This window comes from Parabacteroides distasonis ATCC 8503 (assembly GCF_000012845.1).
Classification (GTDB): domain Bacteria; phylum Bacteroidota; class Bacteroidia; order Bacteroidales; family Tannerellaceae; genus Parabacteroides; species Parabacteroides distasonis.
Map to the genome: position 1 here is coordinate 4,503,760 of NC_009615.1, position 20,314 is coordinate 4,524,073.

General features: G+C 46.0%; 21 protein-coding genes and 3 tRNA genes. 10 read left to right on the top strand and 14 right to left on the bottom strand.

Going from position 1 to position 20,314, the window contains the following annotated elements; genetic code table 11:
- The first annotated feature begins 87 nt into the window (after window positions 1–87).
- On the top strand, window positions 88–885 hold the full coding sequence (locus BDI_RS18405) for a sulfide/dihydroorotate dehydrogenase-like FAD/NAD-binding protein (RefSeq protein WP_008779313.1): 798 nt from the start codon (window positions 88–90) through the stop codon (window positions 883–885).
- Window positions 886–905: 20 nt separating this feature from the next.
- Complete coding sequence (gene gltA, locus BDI_RS18410; RefSeq protein WP_012056133.1) at window positions 906–2,381, top strand: NADPH-dependent glutamate synthase; 1,476 nt, start codon at window positions 906–908, stop codon at window positions 2,379–2,381.
- Between the two features lie 87 nt (window positions 2,382–2,468).
- On the opposite strand, the gene BDI_RS18415 is transcribed toward gltA, so the two are convergent.
- From BDI_RS18415 to BDI_RS18470, 12 genes are all read right to left on the bottom strand, one after another.
- Window positions 2,469–2,852, bottom strand: a complete 384-nt coding sequence (locus tag BDI_RS18415) for a DUF3037 domain-containing protein (protein ID WP_008772668.1) — start codon at window positions 2,850–2,852, stop codon at window positions 2,469–2,471.
- Entirely contained in the window at window positions 2,830–3,612 is a 783-nt protein-coding gene (locus tag BDI_RS18420; protein ID WP_012056134.1) for a HipA family kinase, read from the bottom strand. Before BDI_RS18420 ends, BDI_RS18415 begins: the two co-directional genes overlap by 23 nt.
- A 92-nt stretch (window positions 3,613–3,704) precedes the next feature.
- Window positions 3,705–3,777, bottom strand: a tRNA-Gly gene (locus BDI_RS18425).
- 15 nt (window positions 3,778–3,792) lie between these two features.
- A tRNA-Leu gene (locus BDI_RS18430) sits at window positions 3,793–3,877 on the bottom strand.
- 23 nt (window positions 3,878–3,900) lie between these two features.
- A tRNA-Gly gene (locus tag BDI_RS18435) sits at window positions 3,901–3,973 on the bottom strand.
- A gap of 73 nt (window positions 3,974–4,046) precedes the next feature.
- On the bottom strand, window positions 4,047–4,520 hold the full coding sequence (locus BDI_RS18440; RefSeq protein WP_005859000.1) for a Rieske (2Fe-2S) protein: 474 nt from the start codon (window positions 4,518–4,520) through the stop codon (window positions 4,047–4,049).
- Entirely contained in the window at window positions 4,513–5,853 is a 1,341-nt protein-coding gene (gene argH, locus BDI_RS18445) for an argininosuccinate lyase (protein ID WP_012056135.1), read from the bottom strand. Before argH ends, BDI_RS18440 begins: the two co-directional genes overlap by 8 nt.
- 13 nt (window positions 5,854–5,866) lie before the next feature.
- Window positions 5,867–6,280 carry a polyketide cyclase gene (locus BDI_RS18450; RefSeq protein ID WP_005858994.1) on the bottom strand — a complete coding sequence of 138 codons (414 nt, stop codon included), beginning with the start codon at window positions 6,278–6,280 and terminating at the stop codon, window positions 5,867–5,869.
- Between the two features lie 22 nt (window positions 6,281–6,302).
- Window positions 6,303–6,938: an orotate phosphoribosyltransferase gene (gene pyrE, locus BDI_RS18455; protein WP_005858992.1), complete on the bottom strand. Its 636-nt coding sequence runs from the start codon at window positions 6,936–6,938 to the stop codon at window positions 6,303–6,305.
- Between the two features lie 86 nt (window positions 6,939–7,024).
- Window positions 7,025–7,714, bottom strand: a complete 690-nt coding sequence (locus BDI_RS18460) for a ComF family protein (protein WP_005858990.1) — start codon at window positions 7,712–7,714, stop codon at window positions 7,025–7,027.
- The gene (locus BDI_RS18465) at window positions 7,695–8,195 is read right to left on the bottom strand and encodes a regulatory protein RecX (protein ID WP_005858988.1); all 501 of its coding nucleotides are present in this window, start codon (window positions 8,193–8,195) and stop codon (window positions 7,695–7,697) included. The genes BDI_RS18460 and BDI_RS18465 overlap by 20 nt, the downstream gene beginning before the upstream one ends.
- The gene (locus BDI_RS18470) at window positions 8,192–9,148 is read right to left on the bottom strand and encodes a N5-glutamine methyltransferase family protein (protein WP_005858986.1); all 957 of its coding nucleotides are present in this window, start codon (window positions 9,146–9,148) and stop codon (window positions 8,192–8,194) included. The genes BDI_RS18465 and BDI_RS18470 overlap by 4 nt, the downstream gene beginning before the upstream one ends.
- Window positions 9,149–9,204: 56 nt before the next feature.
- On the opposite strand from BDI_RS18470, the gene ribD reads away from it, so the two are divergent.
- The 8 genes from ribD (at window position 9,205) to murI (ending at window position 18,204) form a co-directional block, all read left to right on the top strand.
- Window positions 9,205–10,284, top strand: coding sequence for a bifunctional diaminohydroxyphosphoribosylaminopyrimidine deaminase/5-amino-6-(5-phosphoribosylamino)uracil reductase RibD (ribD, locus tag BDI_RS18475; protein WP_012056136.1), 1,080 nt, complete (start codon window positions 9,205–9,207; stop codon window positions 10,282–10,284).
- 119 nt (window positions 10,285–10,403) lie between these two features.
- On the top strand, window positions 10,404–11,780 hold the full coding sequence (locus BDI_RS18480) for a DUF6242 domain-containing protein (RefSeq protein WP_012056137.1): 1,377 nt from the start codon (window positions 10,404–10,406) through the stop codon (window positions 11,778–11,780).
- An 81-nt stretch (window positions 11,781–11,861) separates the two neighbouring features.
- Window positions 11,862–12,566 carry a DUF6089 family protein gene (locus BDI_RS18485; RefSeq protein WP_005858980.1) on the top strand — a complete coding sequence of 235 codons (705 nt, stop codon included), beginning with the start codon at window positions 11,862–11,864 and terminating at the stop codon, window positions 12,564–12,566.
- Between the two features lie 11 nt (window positions 12,567–12,577).
- Window positions 12,578–13,321: an isoprenyl transferase gene (locus BDI_RS18490; protein ID WP_005858978.1), complete on the top strand. Its 744-nt coding sequence runs from the start codon at window positions 12,578–12,580 to the stop codon at window positions 13,319–13,321.
- Between the two features lie 14 nt (window positions 13,322–13,335).
- The gene (gene bamA, locus BDI_RS18495; protein WP_005858976.1) at window positions 13,336–16,026 is read left to right on the top strand and encodes an outer membrane protein assembly factor BamA; all 2,691 of its coding nucleotides are present in this window, start codon (window positions 13,336–13,338) and stop codon (window positions 16,024–16,026) included.
- A 172-nt stretch (window positions 16,027–16,198) separates the two neighbouring features.
- Entirely contained in the window at window positions 16,199–16,714 is a 516-nt protein-coding gene (locus tag BDI_RS18500; protein WP_005858974.1) for an OmpH family outer membrane protein, read from the top strand.
- 74 nt (window positions 16,715–16,788) lie between these two features.
- Window positions 16,789–17,283, top strand: a complete 495-nt coding sequence (locus BDI_RS18505) for an OmpH family outer membrane protein (protein WP_005858972.1) — start codon at window positions 16,789–16,791, stop codon at window positions 17,281–17,283.
- 90 nt (window positions 17,284–17,373) lie between these two features.
- Window positions 17,374–18,204, top strand: coding sequence for a glutamate racemase (murI, locus tag BDI_RS18510; RefSeq protein ID WP_005867900.1), 831 nt, complete (start codon window positions 17,374–17,376; stop codon window positions 18,202–18,204).
- Between the two features lie 311 nt (window positions 18,205–18,515).
- On the opposite strand, the gene BDI_RS18515 is transcribed toward murI, so the two are convergent.
- Together BDI_RS18515 and BDI_RS18520 are read right to left on the bottom strand one after the other, a co-directional pair.
- Complete coding sequence (locus tag BDI_RS18515) at window positions 18,516–18,884, bottom strand: YccF domain-containing protein (protein WP_005858967.1); 369 nt, start codon at window positions 18,882–18,884, stop codon at window positions 18,516–18,518.
- Window positions 18,885–18,887: 3 nt separating this feature from the next.
- The gene (locus BDI_RS18520) at window positions 18,888–20,204 is read right to left on the bottom strand and encodes a M23 family metallopeptidase (protein WP_012056138.1); all 1,317 of its coding nucleotides are present in this window, start codon (window positions 20,202–20,204) and stop codon (window positions 18,888–18,890) included.
- Window positions 20,205–20,314: the final 110 nt, after the last annotated feature.

Here is a 20,314-nt window from a genome sequence, read left to right on the forward strand (position 1 = left end):
TTTTGTTAAGGAAAATAGGGCTATATTCACTTTTTTATCTTATTTTTGCCAGCAAAACAAGACAAACTATCAACAGTAGCGATTATAATGAATAAGATTGTAAGTAAAGAACATTTCTCAGCCAACGTGGTGAAGCTGGAAGTCGAGGCTCCTTTGATCGCCCGCTCCCGCAAGGCCGGTCACTTCGTGATCGTGAAGGTTGGCGATAAAGGCGAACGTATACCTCTTACCATTGCCGGGGCGGATACCGAGAAAGGTACCATCACCTTGGTGATCCAAGCGGTAGGCGGCTCATCCCGTAAGATCTGTGAATTGAACGAGGGTGACTATATCACGGATGTGGTGGGTCCGTTAGGGCAGGCTACCCATATCGAGAAGGTTGGAACGGTTGTTTGTGCCGGTGGTGGCGTAGGTGTCGCTCCGTTGTTGCCGATCGTGGAGGCTTTCCATAAGGCGGGAAACCGTGTGATCGTCGTATTGGCGGCCCGTACCAAGGACTTGGTGATCCTTGAGGAGCAGATGCGCCAAAACTCGGATGAGGTAATTATCATGACCGATGACGGATCGTATGGTACGAAAGGCTTGGTGACGAATGGCGTGGAGAGCGTGATCAACCGGGAGAGGGTGGATTTATGCGTTACGATCGGTCCGGCTATTATGATGAAATTCGTTTCCGCTCTTACAAAGAAATACGAGATTCCTACCGTAGCTTCCTTGAATACGATCATGGTGGACGGAACGGGTATGTGCGGAGCTTGCCGGATCACGGTAGGCGGGAAGACCAAGTTCGTTTGTGTGGACGGACCGGAGTTCGATGCTCATCAAGTGGATTTTGATGAGATGATCATGCGTCTCGGCGCTTATAAGGATATAGAGAAGAAATAACGAAACCACGTAATTGAATCATGACAACAGAAGAATTAATCGCTGCTCGTCGTGCCGAACCTTGGCGGGAGGCACTTCGCAGAAGCAAGAAAAATAAAGAACGTGCGGATATCCCCCGTGTGAAGATGAACGAGTTGGACCCGGAATACCGGAGTCGTACCCGTTTGGAGGAAGTTAACTTAGGCTTGACAAAAGAACAGGCCATGCAAGAGGCCGAGCGCTGTTTGGATTGTCCGAATCCTACTTGTATGCAGGGATGTCCGGTAAATATCAATATACCTACTTTTATCAAGAATATCGAGCGTGGGGAATTCTTGGAGGCCGCTAAGACCTTGAAAGAGACAAGTGCCCTGCCCGCTGTTTGCGGTCGTGTCTGTCCGCAGGAGAAACAATGCGAGAGCAAGTGTATCCATTTGAAAATGGGTAAGGAAGCGGTTGCCATTGGCTACTTGGAGCGTTTCGCCGCTGATTACGAACGTGAGAGCGGTAATATCTCGGTTCCGGAGATCGCGGAGAAGAACGGTATCAAGATTGCCGTGGTAGGTTCCGGTCCTGCCGGATTGTCTTTTGCCGGAGATATGGCGAAGCGTGGATATGATGTGACTGTGTTCGAGGCATTGCATGAGATCGGTGGTGTATTGAAATATGGTATCCCGGAGTTCCGCCTACCGAATAAGATCGTGGACGTGGAGATTGATGGTCTTCGGAAGATGGGCGTACAGTTTGAGAAAGATTGTATCGTGGGCAAGACGATCAGTTATGATGATTTGCATGCGGATGGCTTTAAGGGCGTGTTTGTGGCAAGTGGCGCCGGTCTGCCTAACTTTATGAACATTCCGGGTGAGAACTTTGTGGGCGTGATGTCGTCCAACGAGTATTTGACCCGTGTAAACTTAATGGATGCGGCGAATCCGGAAAGTGATACGCCGGTGCTACAAGGAAAGAAGGTGGCCGTGATCGGTGGAGGAAATACCGCTATGGACTCTGTCCGTACCGCTCGTCGTCTGGGTGCTGAGCGTGCTATGATCGTCTACCGTCGTAGCGAGGAGGAGATGCCTGCCCGTCTGGAAGAGGTGAAACATGCGAAGGAAGAAGGTGTGGAGTTCTTGACGCTTCATAATCCGATTGAATATATAGGTGATGAAAGAGGCCGTGTGAAACAGATGCGTTTGCAGAAGATGGAATTGGGCGAGCCGGATGCCTCTGGTCGCCGTCGTCCGGTACCTATCGAGGGCGCTATCGAAACAATTGATGTGGATGAGGTGATCGTTAGCGTCGGTGTATCTCCGAATCCATTAATACCCCGTGCCTTTGGAGGCTTGGAGGTGAGCAAGAAGGGTACGATCGTAGTGGAGGAAGACAGTATGCGTTCCGCTTTAGGCGATGTGTATGCCGGTGGTGACATCGTTCGTGGTGGAGCTACCGTGATTCTGGCGATGGGAGACGGTCGTAAGGCCGCCGCCGCTATGGATGCGGACTTAAAAGGAAAAGTATAATATCTATTAATTCAATAAGGAAAGACGGGTTGTTTAAACGATCCGTCTTTTTTCTTTTATCGTGATACGGAGATTTATGTTTATTATCTATAAGACTAATTCTTGAAATAATCTCTCAAATGTCTGTTCTAGATCGTTGGAAAAACCGGGATGTGGACGTGAGGTTTGGATAGAGGCACTTCTTATGGCGGTAAGCCAACGAAAGCGCTCTGGAATATCTAGGCTAGCTATAGGGCCTCCATCCTTGGCGCCGGAACATATCTTATCGAAAACGTGGAGATTGGCGCACAAAGATTCTTTATCTATATCTGATGTGAACAGACGAAGTTTCTTCTCGTCTACATGATAGCGAGCCTTGATGAATTTAGGCCGTTTACAGAACATGATAAGGCCTACATTGATAAACTCCTCCCGTTCGATTTTCGGTACGATACGGATTACGGCATATTCATATAAGTGTTTGTCTTGCATGTCGAGCTTCATTTATAAACGTGTCAGAATGGGCGATTCGGTCAATTAAGAACCGGATATATACATCACGTATCTCTTGAGGCGTACCGGGACTATCGTTCCAATGCAACCAATCGTCGGGTACTAGACCTACGATCTCACGAATTTTCTCTTCCGTTAAGATACGTTTGAAATCCTTGTCTACTTCCTCCAGCAGCGTCGCTTGTAGCAATAATACATGATCCTTGATATGGATGAAAGGGCCGATCGCATGTTTTTGCCAATTTACCCATGAGAAATGGAAAAATAAGGAAGCTCCATGATCGATGAGCCAAAGTTCTTTATTCCATATCAACATATTCGTATTCCGGACCGTGCGGTCTATATTTGTCAAAAGAGCATCGAGCCATACGACTTGTGAGGCGAGTTTGGGATCTACACGATTGACTACCGGATCGAAAGTCAAGGCTCCGGATAAAAAATGTAATCCCAGATTGAGCCCTTGACTTGCTTGTAGTAAGTCTTGTATCTCCTCGTCACCTTCCGACCGCCCGAAAGCCTCGTCAAGATTCAGGAAGACCAATTCCGGTACATGGAAACCCAAGCAACGAGCGATCTCACCTCCGATCAACTCGGCTATCAAGGCTTTTGTCCCATGTCCGGCTCCCCGGAACTTAACGACATATTTAAACTCATCGTCCGCCTCCGCTAAAGCAGGCAATGATCCGCCTTCCCGCAGAGGCATGATATATCGGGTAACATTCGCTGTACGTAATTCCATAACCCTCACTTTAATTGAAGATAAAGATACGATTATATTTTGGAAATAAAAAGCCCCGCTATTCTTTCGAACAGCGAGGCCTTTTGGAAGCGAGCGGAAGACGGGACTCGAACCCGCGACCCTAACCTTGGCAAGGTTATGCTCTACCAACTGAGCTACTTCCGCAATTAAATTAGATCGTACTCGAAGCGGGACTTGAACCCGCACAGCCGCAATGGCCAAAGGATTTTAAGTCCTTCGTGTCTACCGATTCCACCATTCGAGCATCCACCTCTTCTCTAAGAGTTGAGCGGAAGACGGGACTCGAACCCGCGACCCTAACCTTGGCAAGGTTATGCTCTACCAACTGAGCTACTTCCGCATTGTTTGTTTCTCTTTTGCGAGTGCAAAGGTAGTACAAATATTTATACTACCAAACATTTCCGGTGAAAAATTTAATTATGGATGTAAATTTTATTACCGTTTGTATCGACGACATATTGTTTGAGGGCTTGTTTCTCCTCAGCGCAAGGCCCTTCCACCGGGTTGCCGATACCGTTTAAAAGTTCAAATTTACTACCGCATTTCGGGCAGATGGCGTATACGGCGGATTCGTCCACCTCTACGATGACATTAGCGGATGCCTCATGAGGACAAGCGGCATCGAACGCAAAGAATGCACCGGTTCCGTTACTGGACAATCCATGATAGACCAATACGCCTCCAAAACCTGTTTGCTCACGATCTTGATCTATATTTGCTTGTGTGTAGATCTTGTAAGCTTGTATTGCATTTAACGCCTTATCTTGATAAGTGAGGTCCAATTCTAGACTAACGATACGATAGGGAATACGAGTCTCTATCGTATCTGCGCAAGATAATAGCGTAAACAAGATCAAAAGTGGAAATATCCGTCTTATCTTATCCATGGATCAATTTCTTTTCAGCCTCGTTCATCCGTTCGAAAGAGAAAGAACCTATCACACTACGCATCATGGCGGTGATTGATTCATTACATAGATTACCGATACTGCCTTCGTGTGTATGGTTAACGCTCTTCGAAGGAATGAATTTACCGGCCTCGATATCCAAACCTACTTGCTTATAAGCGTCACGGAAAGGCATTCCGGCCAAGACACGGCGGTTCACTTCTTCCACGCTAAACAAGAGAGAATATTTATCATCGTCCAATATATGCTCGTTTACTTTCACCTCACGCATCATATGAGTTACCATGCGTAAGCAATCCTTCAGCTCGTCGAAAGCCGGAAGGAAGACTTCCTTGATGATCTGGAGATCCCGGAAGTAACCGGAAGGAAGATTATTGCTGATCAAGATGATTTGCTGAGGCAAGCCTTGAAGCTTATTGCATTTGGCACGTGTCAACTCAAATACATCCGGATTCTTCTTATGCGGCATGATACTGGAGCCGGTCGTGAACTGATCCGGCAGTTTAATGAAGCCAAAGTTCTGGCTATTGAACATACAAGCGTCGAACGCCAACTTGGAGAGCGTAGCGGCGATACCCGCCATAGCGAAAGCTACGGTGCGTTCCATCTTGCCACGTCCCATCTGGGCGTATACCACATTGTAGTCCAGCGAGTCGAAACCTAATAAATCCGTAGTCATCTGGCGGTTTAGCGGGAAGGATGAACCATATCCGGCGGCGGAACCCAGCGGGTTGCGGTTGCAAATACGGTATGCGGCTTGCATAAGTTGCAAATCATCTACCAAGCTCTCCGCATAAGCGCCGAACCAAAGTCCGAACGAAGAGGGCATGGCTACCTGCAAATGCGTATATCCGGGAAGCAGTACATCCTTGTACCGGTTACTCTGGGAGATCAAAACGTCGAACAAGCCGGAAACCAACTCAACCAATTCCTGTATTTGCGAACGGGTGAAAAGCTTCAGATCCAATAAGACCTGATCATTACGGGAACGCCCGCTATGGATCTTCTTGCCCATATCGCCCAAACGACGTGTAAGCATGAGTTCCACTTGCGAGTGCACATCCTCGATGCCTTCCTCGATGATGAATTCTCCACGATCCGCTACGGCGTATATATTCCGTAATTCTGCTAATAAGACGTTTAGTTCCTCTTTAGTCAACAAACCGATACTTTCCAGCATCGTGATATGCGCCATAGAGCCTAATACGTCATATTTAGCGAGGTAAAGATCCATCTCACGGTCCTTACCTACCGTGAATATATCTACTTCATGATCTACCTGTACATTTTTTTCCCAAAGTTTCTGAGCCATAATGAAAAAGGAATTAATAAGGCAAGGAGGCGATAACGGTCGAGATTTTATCCACAGCCTCTTGCAAAGGTTTCGATACCATTGGTTTCAAGAACGGATTCAGATCGGCACGAACCGTGATTTTTAACCGTGTGTCGTCCTCGGCCACCTGTTTCAATTGTATCCATAAGAAAAGGGGAACAGGAGAGTTGGTCGTCGTGAACTTGATTAATTTATTCGGCTCTCTTTCTACGATCTGGAAGGTAATCTTACCAACGGGATCGACAGCGAAACTACAGGTATCGCTGTCGAACTCAAAATTTTTTATTTTATCTTGCGGGATGCGATCCTTGATACGTTCCAAGTTGGAAAGATCGGACAACATCGTGAAGATACGTTCATCATTGTGTGGGATCTGTTTGACCTCACTCACAAATTCTTCAGTCATTGAGTGTCTTTTTGTTTATTACTTATTTCGGGTCCCAGTTAGCCGGATCTTTACGCCATTCCTGAAGAACCGCGATCTCAGACTCATCGATGTAATGCGTACGGACAGCTTCTTCCAAGACAGCGTCGTAGTTACTCAATGTAGTCAATGTTACTTTAGCGTCCTTGAAAGCGGCTTCCGCTACAGGGAATCCATAGGTAAAGATAGCTACCATACCCGCGACATCGCAACCAAAGTTACGTACGGCCTGTACGGCTTTCAAGCTACTACCTCCGGTAGATACCAAATCCTCGATGATCACTACTTTAGAACCCGGTTTCAATTCTCCTTCGATAAGGTTTTCCAATCCATGATCTTTTGGCGTAGAGCGGATGTATACGAATGGCAATCCTAATAAATCGGCTACTAAAGCACCTTGAGCGATCGCGCCTGTAGCAACACCGGCAATGGCATCTACGTTCTCGAATTTTTCACTAATCACACGAGCCAACTCCAATTTAATGAAGCTACGAACGACCGGATAAGAAAGAGTCTTTCGGTTGTCATTGTAGATCGGAGATTTCCAGCCGGATGCCCAAGTAAACGGATTGGCCGGTTGCAACTTTACGGCTTTAATCTTTAATAATTTTTCTGCTACTAAACTTTCCAGTGTTTTCATACAATCCTATATTTATATCAGTCTGCAAAAATAGATAAACTGAATGACATTACCTTGAATATCGTACGTTAATTTTTTATTAATATTTATGCGACAGACAGGGCTAAAATGCTGATGCGTATGCCCGGAATCCCTGATAAAGCCTTTGCGCAAGCGGAAATCGTGGCTCCGGTTGTGATCACGTCGTCTATGAGCAGGATATGTTTGTTTTTTAAGCTTTCCGGATGAATGACATTAAAAATAGAACATACATTTAACCAACGATCGTAAATGGCCTTACGAGTTTGGGTACTTGTGTGGGTGGTGCGGGCTAGACTTTGCGTATCGATGGGGATATCCCATATGGAACGGATGCCGGAGGCGATCCATTCGGACTGGTTGTAACCTCTTTGCCGTTTTTTGCGGGGATGCAGGGGAACGGGGATAAGGAGGTCTACGGTACATATCGGGCTGTGATCCGCTTGGAGCTCTCTCGCTATCTGCCGTCCGAGTAGATAGCCCAACTCTTTATTATCATGGTATTTGAGCGAGTGGATCAGGCTTTGTACTTTTCCGCCTTTCTCGTATCGTAGATAAGCGGTGGCATATTCGATCCGGTTCTTTCCGATAAAAAGTTGCTCGACGGGGTTGTTCGCCTGTTGATGATATCCCGTGTGCGGCAGGTCGCATAGGCATTTCAGGCAAATTTGTTCTTCTCCCTCGACGAGTGGTCGTTTACATATTTTACATAAGTTTGGGAAAAACAGGTTGAGCAGATTATTCCATGTCGTCGGCATAATCCTCGCAGTCTATTCCTTTGAATAATTGGCTTAGGCAATTCAACGTGATCCGGCTTTCGAAACCTCGTCCGGCGGCGAAACGGAGTAACTTGTTGAATAGGTCCCGCTCGTCTTTTCCTTTTGTCGATTTCTTTTTGCTTTTTAGTAAATCGAGTAAGATGGAGCAGTATTCTCCCTCGTCAATGGCGGCGAGCGATTCTTCCCGGATCGGGGAGGGGATGTTTTTCTTATAAAGCTCGTAGCCTATTTTTACCCGTCCCCATTTATTGAATCGTAGCTTATCGTTCACGAAGAAACGGGTGTAACGGGATTCGTCGATAAACCGCTCTTTCAGCAAGCGGGCGATGATACGCTCGGAGGCGTCGGGGGGAAGTCCGGCGGCATCGATCTTTTTCTGTACGTCTTGTATGCAGCGTTCGGCGGCGGAGCAATAGGCGGCTGCCCGGTGCAACATCTCGGGTTCGGTTATCTCTTTCATATTTTTGCTTTTACGATCCGGTCTTTTCCGTATAAATCTTGTATTAATTCGACTTCGGTGTAATTCTCTTGACGTAGCATCGCTACGGTCTCTTTTCCGCAAAGGGCGTTGATCTCGAAATAGAGATGCCCGCCTTCCGCCAAATGCCTTTGTCCGAAGCGGGCGATGGCCCGGTAGAAGAGAAGCGGATCGTCGTCAGGAACGAACAAGGCTAGATGAGGCTCGTTCTCCAGAACGTTCGCTTCCATGGTCGCTTTCTCTCTATACATTATATAAGGGGGATTACTGACGATGCAGTTTAAGCTTCCTATAAGAGACGCTTCGGTTTCCTCCGTATGGGATTTTAGTTTCACGTACGTGAAAATTTTGTTTCTCGTACATGAAAATCTAGTTTCACGTACGTGAAAATTTTGTTTCTCTTGCATGAAACTGGAATAACCTTCGGAAAGGATATCCAATTCATGGAAGGATACGGAAACTTGATTCATACGGGCGTTCTCCTCGGCCACGGCGAGCGCTTCGGGTGATATATCCACCGCCGCTACCTCTGCCTCCGGAAGATGTTTCGCCAAGGAAATAGCGATACAGCCGCTTCCCGTGCCGATATCTAATATACGAGGGGCTTGGCCTTGGTAGTCCGTGATGATCCGCTCGACCAACTCGGCGGTTTCCGGGCGGGGAATCAATACGTCCGGCGTCACCTTAAACTCCATCCCGTAAAAATCCGCTATGCCTAATAAGTATTGTATGGGCTTGTATAAACGCAGTCCTTCTACAATCTCCTTGATTTTAAATTTCTCCGTATCAGATAATTCTTTACCTTTGCCTAACAGGAGTTGATGGGTAGAAAGACCGCAAACACGTTCCATGATCAGTCGGACGAGCGCTTGGGCTTCGCCGGGAGGATAAATATCTTTGAGGGAATTTCGGATGTAAGCGACGGTCTCAGTCATATCTTTCTCTTGTTTTATCGCGAAAGTAGTGTAAAAACCGTTTATATGCAAAGATTATGGTAGAGGTTGAAGAGAAATACATGGCTCGTTGCATCGAGTTGGCTAAAGGAGGGAGGGGAAATGTCAGTCCGAATCCGATGGTTGGTGCGGTGGTTGTGCATAAGGGCCGTATTATCGGTGAGGGATTTCACAGGAAATGCGGGGAGGCGCATGCCGAGGTGAATGCTATCGCTTCCGTGAAAGACGAGTCTTTGTTGAAAGACAGTACGATTTATGTGAGTCTGGAGCCTTGCTCTCATTATGGGAAAACGCCTCCTTGCGCCGAGTTGATTATCAGGAAAGGGATTCCACGGGTGGTGGTCGGTTGCTTGGATCCTTTTCCCGAGGTGTCGGGGCGAGGTGTGCGGATGTTGCGTGAGGCCGGTGTCGAGGTAGTCACAGGCGTGATGGAGGAAGAAGCCCGTGCGTTGAACAAGGCGTTTATGACGCTACAAACGAAAGGCCGTCCTTATATTATCTTGAAATGGGCGCAGAGTGAGGATGGGTTTATCGACCGTTTACGTATGGACGTGTCGGAGCCGGTCACGGTTTTGTCTTCTCCGGAGACTTCCCGCTTGGTGCATAAACTTCGCTCGGAGGTGGCGGCTATCATGGTCGGTACACGGACTGCTTTATTGGACAATCCATCATTGAACGTGCGCCATTGGTCCGGTAATTCTCCGGTTAGGGTCGTATTGGATCGTCGGCTCGTTATTCCCGATTCTTATCGGTTGCTGAATGGTTCCTCACGTACATTAATATTTACGGAGAAGGAAGTGGAAAACCGAGAGAACGTGGAGTATATCCGGATAGATTTCGAGGGTCCGGTGATCCGGCAAGTGCTAGATCATCTTGCTGTCCGGAAGTTGGATTCCTTATTGGTGGAAGGTGGGACTCAGCTGATTAATTCTTTTGTGGAAGCGGATGTATGGGACGAGGCGAGGGTGGAAACGGCCCCGGTTCGTCTGTATCAAGGGGTGCATACGCCGATGCTTGGAAAGGAGGCTGTTAGCGGCATCTCCGGACGTTCTGTTATGAGCATTAAAAATCATAACTATGAAATTTTAAATCATAACGATGAGTTCGAAAAATCATAACTATGAATTTTAAGGCTCATATAATCAACTAAAATATTATAAATATTAGCAGGTATTAGGGTGAAAGCAAAAAATGTTTCTACTTTTGTGCCTTTATATGCGACAAACTTATGTTTTTGATGAAAAATAAATTAGTACTATTTATAACAGGTTGTTTTGCGTTAGTGCTGTCTTCTTGTTTGAAGTCAGATGAAATCGTTGGTGTAGAAGCTATTAAGAATTGCCAGATACATACTTTTTCATTAAGTCATGATTCTGTGTCGGGGTTGGATACTGTGAAGTTTACGATAGACCAGCTAACGGGACGGATTTTTAATATAGACTCTTTACCTTTTGGTACGAAGATCGAGAAAGTGGTTTGTAAGATTGGGTTCGCTAATTCTTCAGTGATAGGTGGCGTGGAGGCTAGTCCCGAGGCTTATCCCGATTCCACTTATTATTTAAGTAGTTTGTCGGATTCCATCGATTTCTCCGCTCCGGTAAAGTTCGTGGTTCATGCGTATGACCAAGTCACGACAAAAGTCTATATGGCGCAGGTGAATATCCATCAAGTGGTTCCGGACTCTATGGTTTGGAGTATGTACGCGAATCCTATGATTGGCATTACCGTGAAGGATCAGAAGGTGGTAACCTACGATTATAATGGATCGGAGAATTACTTTATGTATGTGAAACCCGCCGAGTCCGGTAAACCTTACCAATTATATTACGCTCCGGTAAGCGCGCCTAAGGGCTGGCAGTCATTATCCTTGACCGGTCTGCCTTCCGATGGGCTTTTGATCTCCCAGATTACCGAGTATAACAATGCTTTATATGTGCCGGCTACAAATGGCACTTTATATAGATCCGAGGATGGCTTGACTTGGAGCGCTGTAGAGAACGCCCCTTCCGTGAAATACGTTTTGGGTAGCGTGAAGCAGGGCACGAAACAGCCTTCCGCCTTGGCTACGATCGTGGATCAGGAAGGAAAGCTAGCGTTCTATGCGATGAACGAATCCATGGAGTGGATCGCCGGAGATGCGGTGCCTAGCGGATTCCCTGTTACCGGATTTAGCAATCTCCAATATGCCGCAATGTATCATGAGTACTTGATGACCGCCAGCGGACGTACCGTGGACAACCAAGTGGTTAATACGACTTGGGCTACCATGGATGGTATCTCTTGGGCGTTGATGGCTTCCGGTGACGCAAACTTCACGAAGCGTGAGGGAGCGATGATCACGAATTATGACGATAAGTTTTTCTTGATCGGAGGTATCGACGCTTCGAACAAGGCATTGAAAGATATGTATCAATCGATAGATTATGGTATTTCTTGGTCGTTGATCGACTCGATGGTGGTGTTACCGACCGACTATGCGGCGAGAGGCTTTTCCTCAATTATTGTGGATAAAGAGAATTTCGTGAACATTTTCGGAGGAAAGATCAGCACTGGTTCCAATGACTTGAACCAACTTTGGAGAGGCCGTATCAATCGTTTGATCCCGAAGGAATAGAAAAGTTCGATAGGAGATGTATAATTTTATGAGGCTTTTAGCGTTAGAAAAAGAAGTGTGGTATATATAACAGCAAGGCTTATGACTTCAACTTTTTTTCAGCGGCTTCTCATAATCATCCTATTGGCGGGTACGATCCCTACGCTTTGGGCGCAGGAATATAAGTACGAGATCGGTGGTATGGCTGGTGGCGCCTTTTATATGGGCGACGCCAACAAGAATACGATATTTAAAGGAATGAATCCGGCGGTGGGAGCCGTGTTCCGGTATAACATCAACTTTCGTTGGGCCTTAAAAGCCAACTTGATGTGGGGACAGGTTTCCGGTAAGACCGAAGGTATGGAGAACGTTTTTCCGAATAATGCCCAAACCTCTTTCAACCGTAGTATCATGGAGTTGGGGGGACAGGCAGAGTTCAACTTTTTCCCGTATAGCGATAAGTTCGACTATGCGGGGGCGAAGCGTTTCTCTCCTTATGTCTTGGTGGGCATAGGGCTGACGGTGGCTCCGGGTGGCGGGAAGACTTTCGCCAGCCCGAATATTCCTTTAGGCGTGGGCATGAAATATAAGATCAAGAACCGCCTTAATCTAGGGTGCGAGTTCTCGTTTCGTAAGTTATTTGGCGATGGCCTAGAGGGAAAGGACATGTTGGACGATCCGTATGGTGTTAAGGGTAGCGCTCTTAAGAATAAAGATTGGTACTCTTTTTTGTTGTTGTCTGTTACATGGGATTTCGGCCCGAGGTGCCGTACTTGTAACAATGCGAAAAATATAAGTGAATATTAGTAAGATAAAAAATGTCGTTGATTGAGAAAATAGACAAGAATCGCTTGCCACGGCACGTGGCAATTATTATGGACGGGAACGGACGTTGGGCCAAGGCGAAGGGGAAAGACCGTAGCTTCGGGCATCAGGAAGGCGTTGTTTCGGTCCGTAAGATTATGGATGCGGTCACTCAACTCGGATTGAAATATCTGACGTTGTACACTTTCTCTACCGAGAACTGGAATCGTCCGGAAGAAGAGGTCCAAGCGCTGATGAGCTTGCTGGTCTCCGCCATTCACCGGGAGACTCCGGACATGATGAAGAAAAACGTTCGCCTTACCGCCATAGGCGACCTTTCCCGCTTGCGTGAGGATGCTTATAATACATTGCAAGAATGTATCGATACGACTTCGGCGAATACGGGAACCACACTTGTTCTGGCGCTTAGTTATTCTTCCCGGTGGGAGATCACCAGAGCGGCTAGGCAACTCGCCCAAGAGGTCTTGGAACAGAAAATAAACCCCAATGATATAACCGAGGCTATGGTCTCGGACCACTTGACGACCAAAAATATCCCCGATCCCGATCTTTTGATACGGACCGGAGGAGAGAAACGCATCAGTAACTTCTTGCTATGGCAGTTGTCATATGCTGAATTCTTCTTTACGGATGTGTTTTGGCCGGATTTCAGAGAAGAAGAGTTGTATGAGGCTATATTGTATTACCAGCAACGTGAGCGTCGTTTCGGTAAGACAAGTGAGCAATTAATCTTATAAACAATAGCTGTTATATGTACAAAAGAATAGTGCTGTTTTTTATTTGCTTGGGTTTCGCTTGCGGTGCGTTTGCCCAAGAAATAGACACTACCCAAGTTGAGACGCCGGCAGAAGTGCCGGTCATTTCGTACTCGTTGGCCGCGAAGAAATACAAGATTGCGGATATAAAGATTACGGGTATCAAGAATTATGATGATTTTGTGTTGATCGGCTTCTCGGGCTTGTCGGTAGGCGATGAGATTACCGTACCGGGAGAGGAGATCACTACAGCAGTGAAGCGTTTTTGGAAACATGGCTTGTTTTCGGATGTGAAGATCTTGGCGACGAAGATCGAGGGCGACCAGATTTGGCTGGAGATCCAGCTGAAGCAGCGTCCGCGTATCTCGCAAGTCAATTACCACGGGATCAAGAAAGGCGAGCGTGAGGACTTGGAGGCGAAGCTGGGCTTGAAGAAAGGTTTCCAGGTGACGCCGAACGTCATGGACCGTGCCAAGATCGTGATCCAGAAGTTCTTCGATGGCAAAGGCTTTAAGAACGTGGATGTCGAGATCGAGCAAAAGGACGATCCCGCGAATGAAGGCGAGGTGATCGTGGATATCAATATCGATAAGAATGAAAAGACCAAGATCCATCGTATCTATTTTGAGGGTAACGAAAAACTGACCGCCCGGGAGTTGAAGAAGGCGATGAAGAAGACGAACGAGAAGTTCAGCTTGCCGAACGACTGGAAAACCAGTATCATGGAGATGTTCAGCACGAAGAAGTTCACGACTGAGGAATATGAGAACGATAAGAAAAATATAATCGCTAAATATAACGAGCATGGTTATCGCGACGCCGTATTGTTGTCCGATAGCGTAGCGAACTTTAACGAGAAGAAGGTAGATATCTTCTTGAAAGTGGATGAAGGTGAGAAATACTATTTGAAAGATATTCGCTTCGTGGGTAATACGCAATATTCTACGGACTATTTGATGGCCGTGCTGGGTATGAAACCGGGCGAGGTGTATAATCAAAAGAAATTGAACGAACGTTTGAGTACGGATGAGGATGCCGTTTCGAATGTCTATTTTAATAACGGTTATTTGTTCTTCAACGCCGATCCGGTAGAGGTGGATGTAGCGAATGACTCTATCTCGTTAGAGATCCGTATCCAAGAGGGTCCGCAAGCGACGATCAACCGTATTATCATTAATGGTAATGACCGTCTGTATGAGGATATCGTTCGCCGTGAGTTGCGTACGAAGCCGGGTATGTTGTTCAGCCGCGAGGATTTGATGCGTTCCGTTCGTGAGTTGGCCCAGATGGGACACTTCGACCCGGAAAACATGAATCCGGTGCCGCTGCCTGATCCTGAGAATGGAACCGTGGATATCGAGTATAACTTGGTTTCCAAGGCGAATGACCAGATCGAGTTCTCCGCAGGTTGGGGACAGACGGGTGTGATCGGTAAGTTAAGTTTGAAGTTTACGAACTTCTCTATGAAGAACTTCTTAAACCCGAAAACCTATAAGGGCATCATCCCGCAAGGTGAGGGACAGACATTGACCTTGAGCGGCCAGACGAATGGGCGTTACTATCAGGCTTACAGCATCTCCTTCATGGATCCTTGGTTCGGCGGTAAACGACCGAATACATTGTCTGTCAGTGCTTATTTCTCAAAGCAAACCGATATCAGTAGCAATTACTTGACCAATTCCGGTTATGGTTATGGCTATCCGGGCTATGGCTATGGTTATCCCGGTTATTATGGGGGCGGTTATGGCTATGGTAGCAACTATTACGGCAACTATGGTTACAATAATAGTTATGAGTATGCTTACGACCCGGATAAGTCTATCATGATGTTCGGTTTAGCGGCCGGTTATGGTAAACGTTTGAATTGGCCGGACGACTACTTCCAGTTCATGGCGACGTTGAACTATCAGTTGTATATGATGCATGATTGGGACTATTTCTTGGTTAATAACGGAAATTGCCATAATATCAACTTGGAGTTGATGTTGCAACGTAACTCTATCGATAACCCGTTGTATACTCGTAAGGGTTCACAATTCATGTTGTCTGTAGCTGCTACGCCTCCTTACTCTTTATTCGATGGTAAGGATTATGCGTCGATGTCAAGCTCAGACCCGGATAAGTATAAATTCATCGAGTATCATAAATGGAAGTTCAAAGCGAAGATCTTCTCTCCGTTGGCTCCGTTGACCGTGAAACGTACGCCGGTATTGATGACCCGTGTTGAGTATGGTTTCTTGGGTACTTATAATAAAAATAAGAAGTCTCCGTTCGAGACCTTCTATATGGGTGGTGACGGTATGAGTGGTTACTCCAGTACCTATGCTCAGGAAACGATCGGTTTGAGAGGTTATGAGAATGGTAGTATCGCCGGTAATGGTGGTTACAACTCTTATGGATACGCTTATTCTCGTTTGGCTATGGAGTTGAGATATCCGTTCTTGCTGGAGCCTTCCTCTACGATCTACGGATTGGTATTTGTGGAGGCTGGTAACGCTTGGACTGATTTGAAGAATTTTAATCCGTTTAACTTGAAACGCTCCGCCGGTGTCGGTGTCCGTATATTCTTGCCGATGATCGGTTTGATGGGACTCGACTGGGCTTATGGTTTCGACGAGCCGAATTATGGATCTAATGGTAAACGTAGCGGTAGTAACCTGCACTTTATCATCGGACAGGAATTCTAAAATATAGATCGGGTATAGCTTCGTATGTAGAGACGGGGCGTGTTCCGTATGTGGAGACGGGGCACGCCCCGTCTCTACATTTAAATAAATACTTTTAACGAATATTGGTAGGCTGTAAGTAAACCCTCTGTTATATTTGCAGTCATAAAGTAGAACTATAAATAAAGAGAGTATGAAAAAGATTATCACATTGAGCTGTCTGATGTTGCTTTGTTCTTTTGCCGGCATGGCACAGAAGTTCGCTTTAATCGACATGGAATATATATTGAAGAATATTCCGGCTTACGAAATGACCAATGAGCAGTTGAGCCAAGTTTCCAAGAAATGGCAAAATGAGGTGGAAGCGATTCAGCAAGAAGCTCAGAATATGTATAAGAATTATCAGAGCGATTTGGTATTCCTCTCTGCCGAGATGAAAACGAAACGTGAGGAAGAGATCGTGAAGAAAGAGCAAGAGGCGCAAGATCTGAAGCGTAAATATTTCGGTCCTGAGGGTGAGTTATATAAGAAACGCGAGAGTTTGATGAAACCGATTCAAGACGAGGTGTATAATGCGGTGAAAGAAATCTCGGAAGACAAGGGATATCAAATTGTTTGGGATCGAGCTTCAGCTATGAGCATTATTTTCGCTTCTCCGAAGATCGATATCAGTAATGAAGTGCTGATTAAGTTAGGATATTCAAAATAAATGCTTACATTTGTGCGCTTTATGCATGAAAAGTGTGAAAGCTTGATTAATAACAAAGTAATTATATAGTAAAAATGAAGAAACTTATTGTTTTATTGTTGATGATTCTCCCGTTGGGAGCTATCGCTCAGGAAGTTAAAATTGCGTTTGTAAAAACTCAAGAGGTGTTTATGGCTATGCCGGAGGTATCTGGTATGGAAAAACAAATGGCAGACTTGAATGAGAAATATAGAGTTGAATTGAAGCAAATGCAAGATGAATACCAAAAGAAATATTCAGACTTCGTAGCGCAGCAAGATTCATTGACAGAAAATATCAAGTTGAGAAGAATGCAAGAGATTCAAGATATCCAAGAACGTATGGATAACTTCGTTCAGGTAGCTCAGCAAGACGTACAAAAGAAACAACAAGAATTGTTGCAACCGATCCAACAGAAGTTGCACGAGGCTATCCAGAAGGTAGGCGAGGAGAAGGGATATACGTATATCATCGATCCGGCAGCTTTGCTTTATACGGGTACTAACGCGGTAGACGCAACTCCGTTTGTTCGTACGAAACTCGGTTTGTAATTAGCAAGAAAATTTATTCTATAGAATAAAAGAGGGGGTGTTTTCCGAAAGGATTGCACCCTTTGTACTTTATAAAAGAAGGTTTCTGATATGTTTCCACAAACTCCCGGTCCGATCGGTCTTTTTGATTCAGGTTATGGCGGACTTACGATTTTCGATAAGATTCATCAGTTGATGCCCGGTTATGATTACGTTTATCTGGGCGATAACGCACGTTCTCCTTATGGAACCCGTTCGTTCGAGGTTGTTTATCAATTTACCCGTCAGGCGGTATCGCGCTTGTTTGAGTCGGGTTGCCAATTGGTGATCTTGGCTTGTAATACGGCATCCGCGAAAGCGCTTCGTACGATCCAACAAAAAGACTTGCCTACATGGGACCCCAATCGTCGTGTATTGGGAGTCATCCGTCCTACAGTTGAGTTAGTGGATACAATCAGCCGTACCAAACATATCGGTATCGTAGGTACGAGCGGTACGATTACGTCCAATTCTTATACGATCGAGATTGGCAGGATGTACCCACATATCCAAGTGACAGGCGAGGCTTGCCCCATGTGGGTTCCTTTGGTGGAGAATAATGAGTTTAATTCTCCGGGAGCGGATTATTTCGTGAAAAAGCATATCGACCATCTATTATCCGTAGATCCGCAAATCGATACGCTTATCTTGGGATGTACTCACTATCCCCTTTTGATGGATAAGATCCGTGCTTTTCTTCCTTCCGGCATCACTCTATTCTCGCAAGGCGAGCATGTAGCGGAGAGTTTGCGAGATTATTTAGGGCGTCACCCGGAAATGGATCGTAAACTCACGAAGGGAGGAAGTTGCCGTTTTCTTACCACGGAGTCGGCAGAGAAGTTTTCTGAGGCGGCCTCTATCTTCATGAATACTCCGGTTTCTGTTTCCCAGATCGAGCTATAACGCCCCTAGGCCCTATGAGGGAGATGTATATGAACGCTATTTATACTTCCCTCCTTCTTTATGAATACTTGAAAGATATCGGATGAATTCATTTGAATATCTAGTATAATTCTACAGATCACGCCGTGAACTCTACAGACCAAGGCTTGATCTATACAAACCAAGGCGTGGTCTGTACGTACCATACCGTGATTTATGAAATAGAATAAGGAGCGAGAATGTATAGGTATAGAAAGAAATAGGTATAATACCTTATCCTAGCCTAAATTCTTGCCGGATGTCTGTCTTCTACAGAAAAGTCAGACGTTCCCTTATTGGATGCTCTTTCCGAAAGGAGCCAAGGCCAACGCCGCCATCTTAAAATGTTGCATGCCGAAAGGGATGCCGATGATCGTGATACATAGCAAAAGGCCGAATCCCAGATGCGTAAGGCAAATCCAAAAGCCTCCGACGAATATCCAGATCACATTCATGATAAGTGACAGGCATCCTCCGGAATTCCCCTCGTCTACGACACGGCTGCCAAAAGGCCATAAAGCCAGTATCGCTAATTTTAAGGTCTGGAGGCCAAAAGGTATACCAATGATCGTTATCATTAGTATTAGGCTGGATATCAGATATTCTACACTTGTTATAATCCCTCCGAAGAGTAACCATATTATATTCCCCAAGAATTTCATACGCTAGTTATTTAAATGGTTGATACTATCTTTCTCATATATAACAGATGCTTTGCTAACTGTGGCTACATGAAAGCTATCTATTTCCGCCAAGATTTGCCGCTTAACGAAAGCGAAACTATCCCTATAGGCCGGTTTCACCGGTTCAGAAGGGGGAGCTTCCATTTTTAGCGGATCGATAGGCTGCCCGTTTTTGTGGACACGGAAGTCTAGGTGCGGCCCGGTAGAGAGTCCGGTAGAGCCTACATAAGCGATCTCTTGGCCTTGTTGCACATGGCTGCCTACTTGGATTCCTTTGGCGAAGCGGCTTAAGTGCATATAAGTCGTGGTGTATACGGAGTTATGTTTCACTTTCAGGAAATTGCCCCCGCCGTTTTGATATCCCTTGGCGATAACCGTACCAGCTCCGATGCTGCGTACCGGTGTACCGGCCGGTGCCGCATAATCAACCCCATGATGCGCCCGGTATCGTTTGAGGATCGGGTGAAAACGGGCGTTCGTAAAACGGGATGTGATCCGGAAAAAGTCCAGCGGTGCTTTCAGGAACGCCTTGCGAAGGCTGTTCCCTTCCTCATCGAAGTATTCGAAGATACTGTCTTGGGTGAAAGGAATCGCTACAAACTCTTTGCCTTGATGCGTAAAGATCGCCCCCTCGATAGAGGCGATGCTCAAGGCGGTGGTATCGTCGATGTAAGCCTCATTGTATAGAACCTTGAAAGAGTCTCCATCCTTGATGTCAAAGAAATCGATTTGCCAAGCGTACACGTCCGATATCTTGATCGCCAGATACGGATCACCTCCGTTGGCCTTGATCACGTTCCATAAGGAAGAGTTTAATACTCCTTCCGTATATTTTTTCTTGAGGGTGATCGGCTTATTAAATTCATAGGCGTTGATCGTATCTCCGGTCAAGTCGATTACGGCATAATCGGTCAGCGACTTGGCGAAGGCGATATATCGGATCGTCTCCAAGGAATCTACCGTGGAAAATGTGTAATAATGCATGCCGGCTCGCAGTTTCGTCGGATCGAGGACATGGGTGGATGCCCTGCTGATACTGTCTGCTTTCAAGGCCGTGAAGCCCAGCCCGGAGAAGATGGAGGCGGGATTATCCCCGTTTTTCATCAAATACTCTTTTACGTCCAAGGAATCGATACAGATGCCGTATTGATACAGATGTTGTGAGCTATCCACCCACTGCGTATCCATGTCTGCGTCTTCCGTGGGCTGTTGGGGCTGTTTGCAGGAGAAACAACTCATCAACATGGCTAATACGATACATATAGGTAGTTTCTTGTCCATTTGTCTTCGTTTGTTCATCAAAAATTATTCAACTGGATACAAACTTACGGAAAATAATAGAAATAGCGAAACCTATTTAGCGTAAAGCTTTGTACCTTCGCAGACTCGTAAAAAGGTGTTTAGGTAGA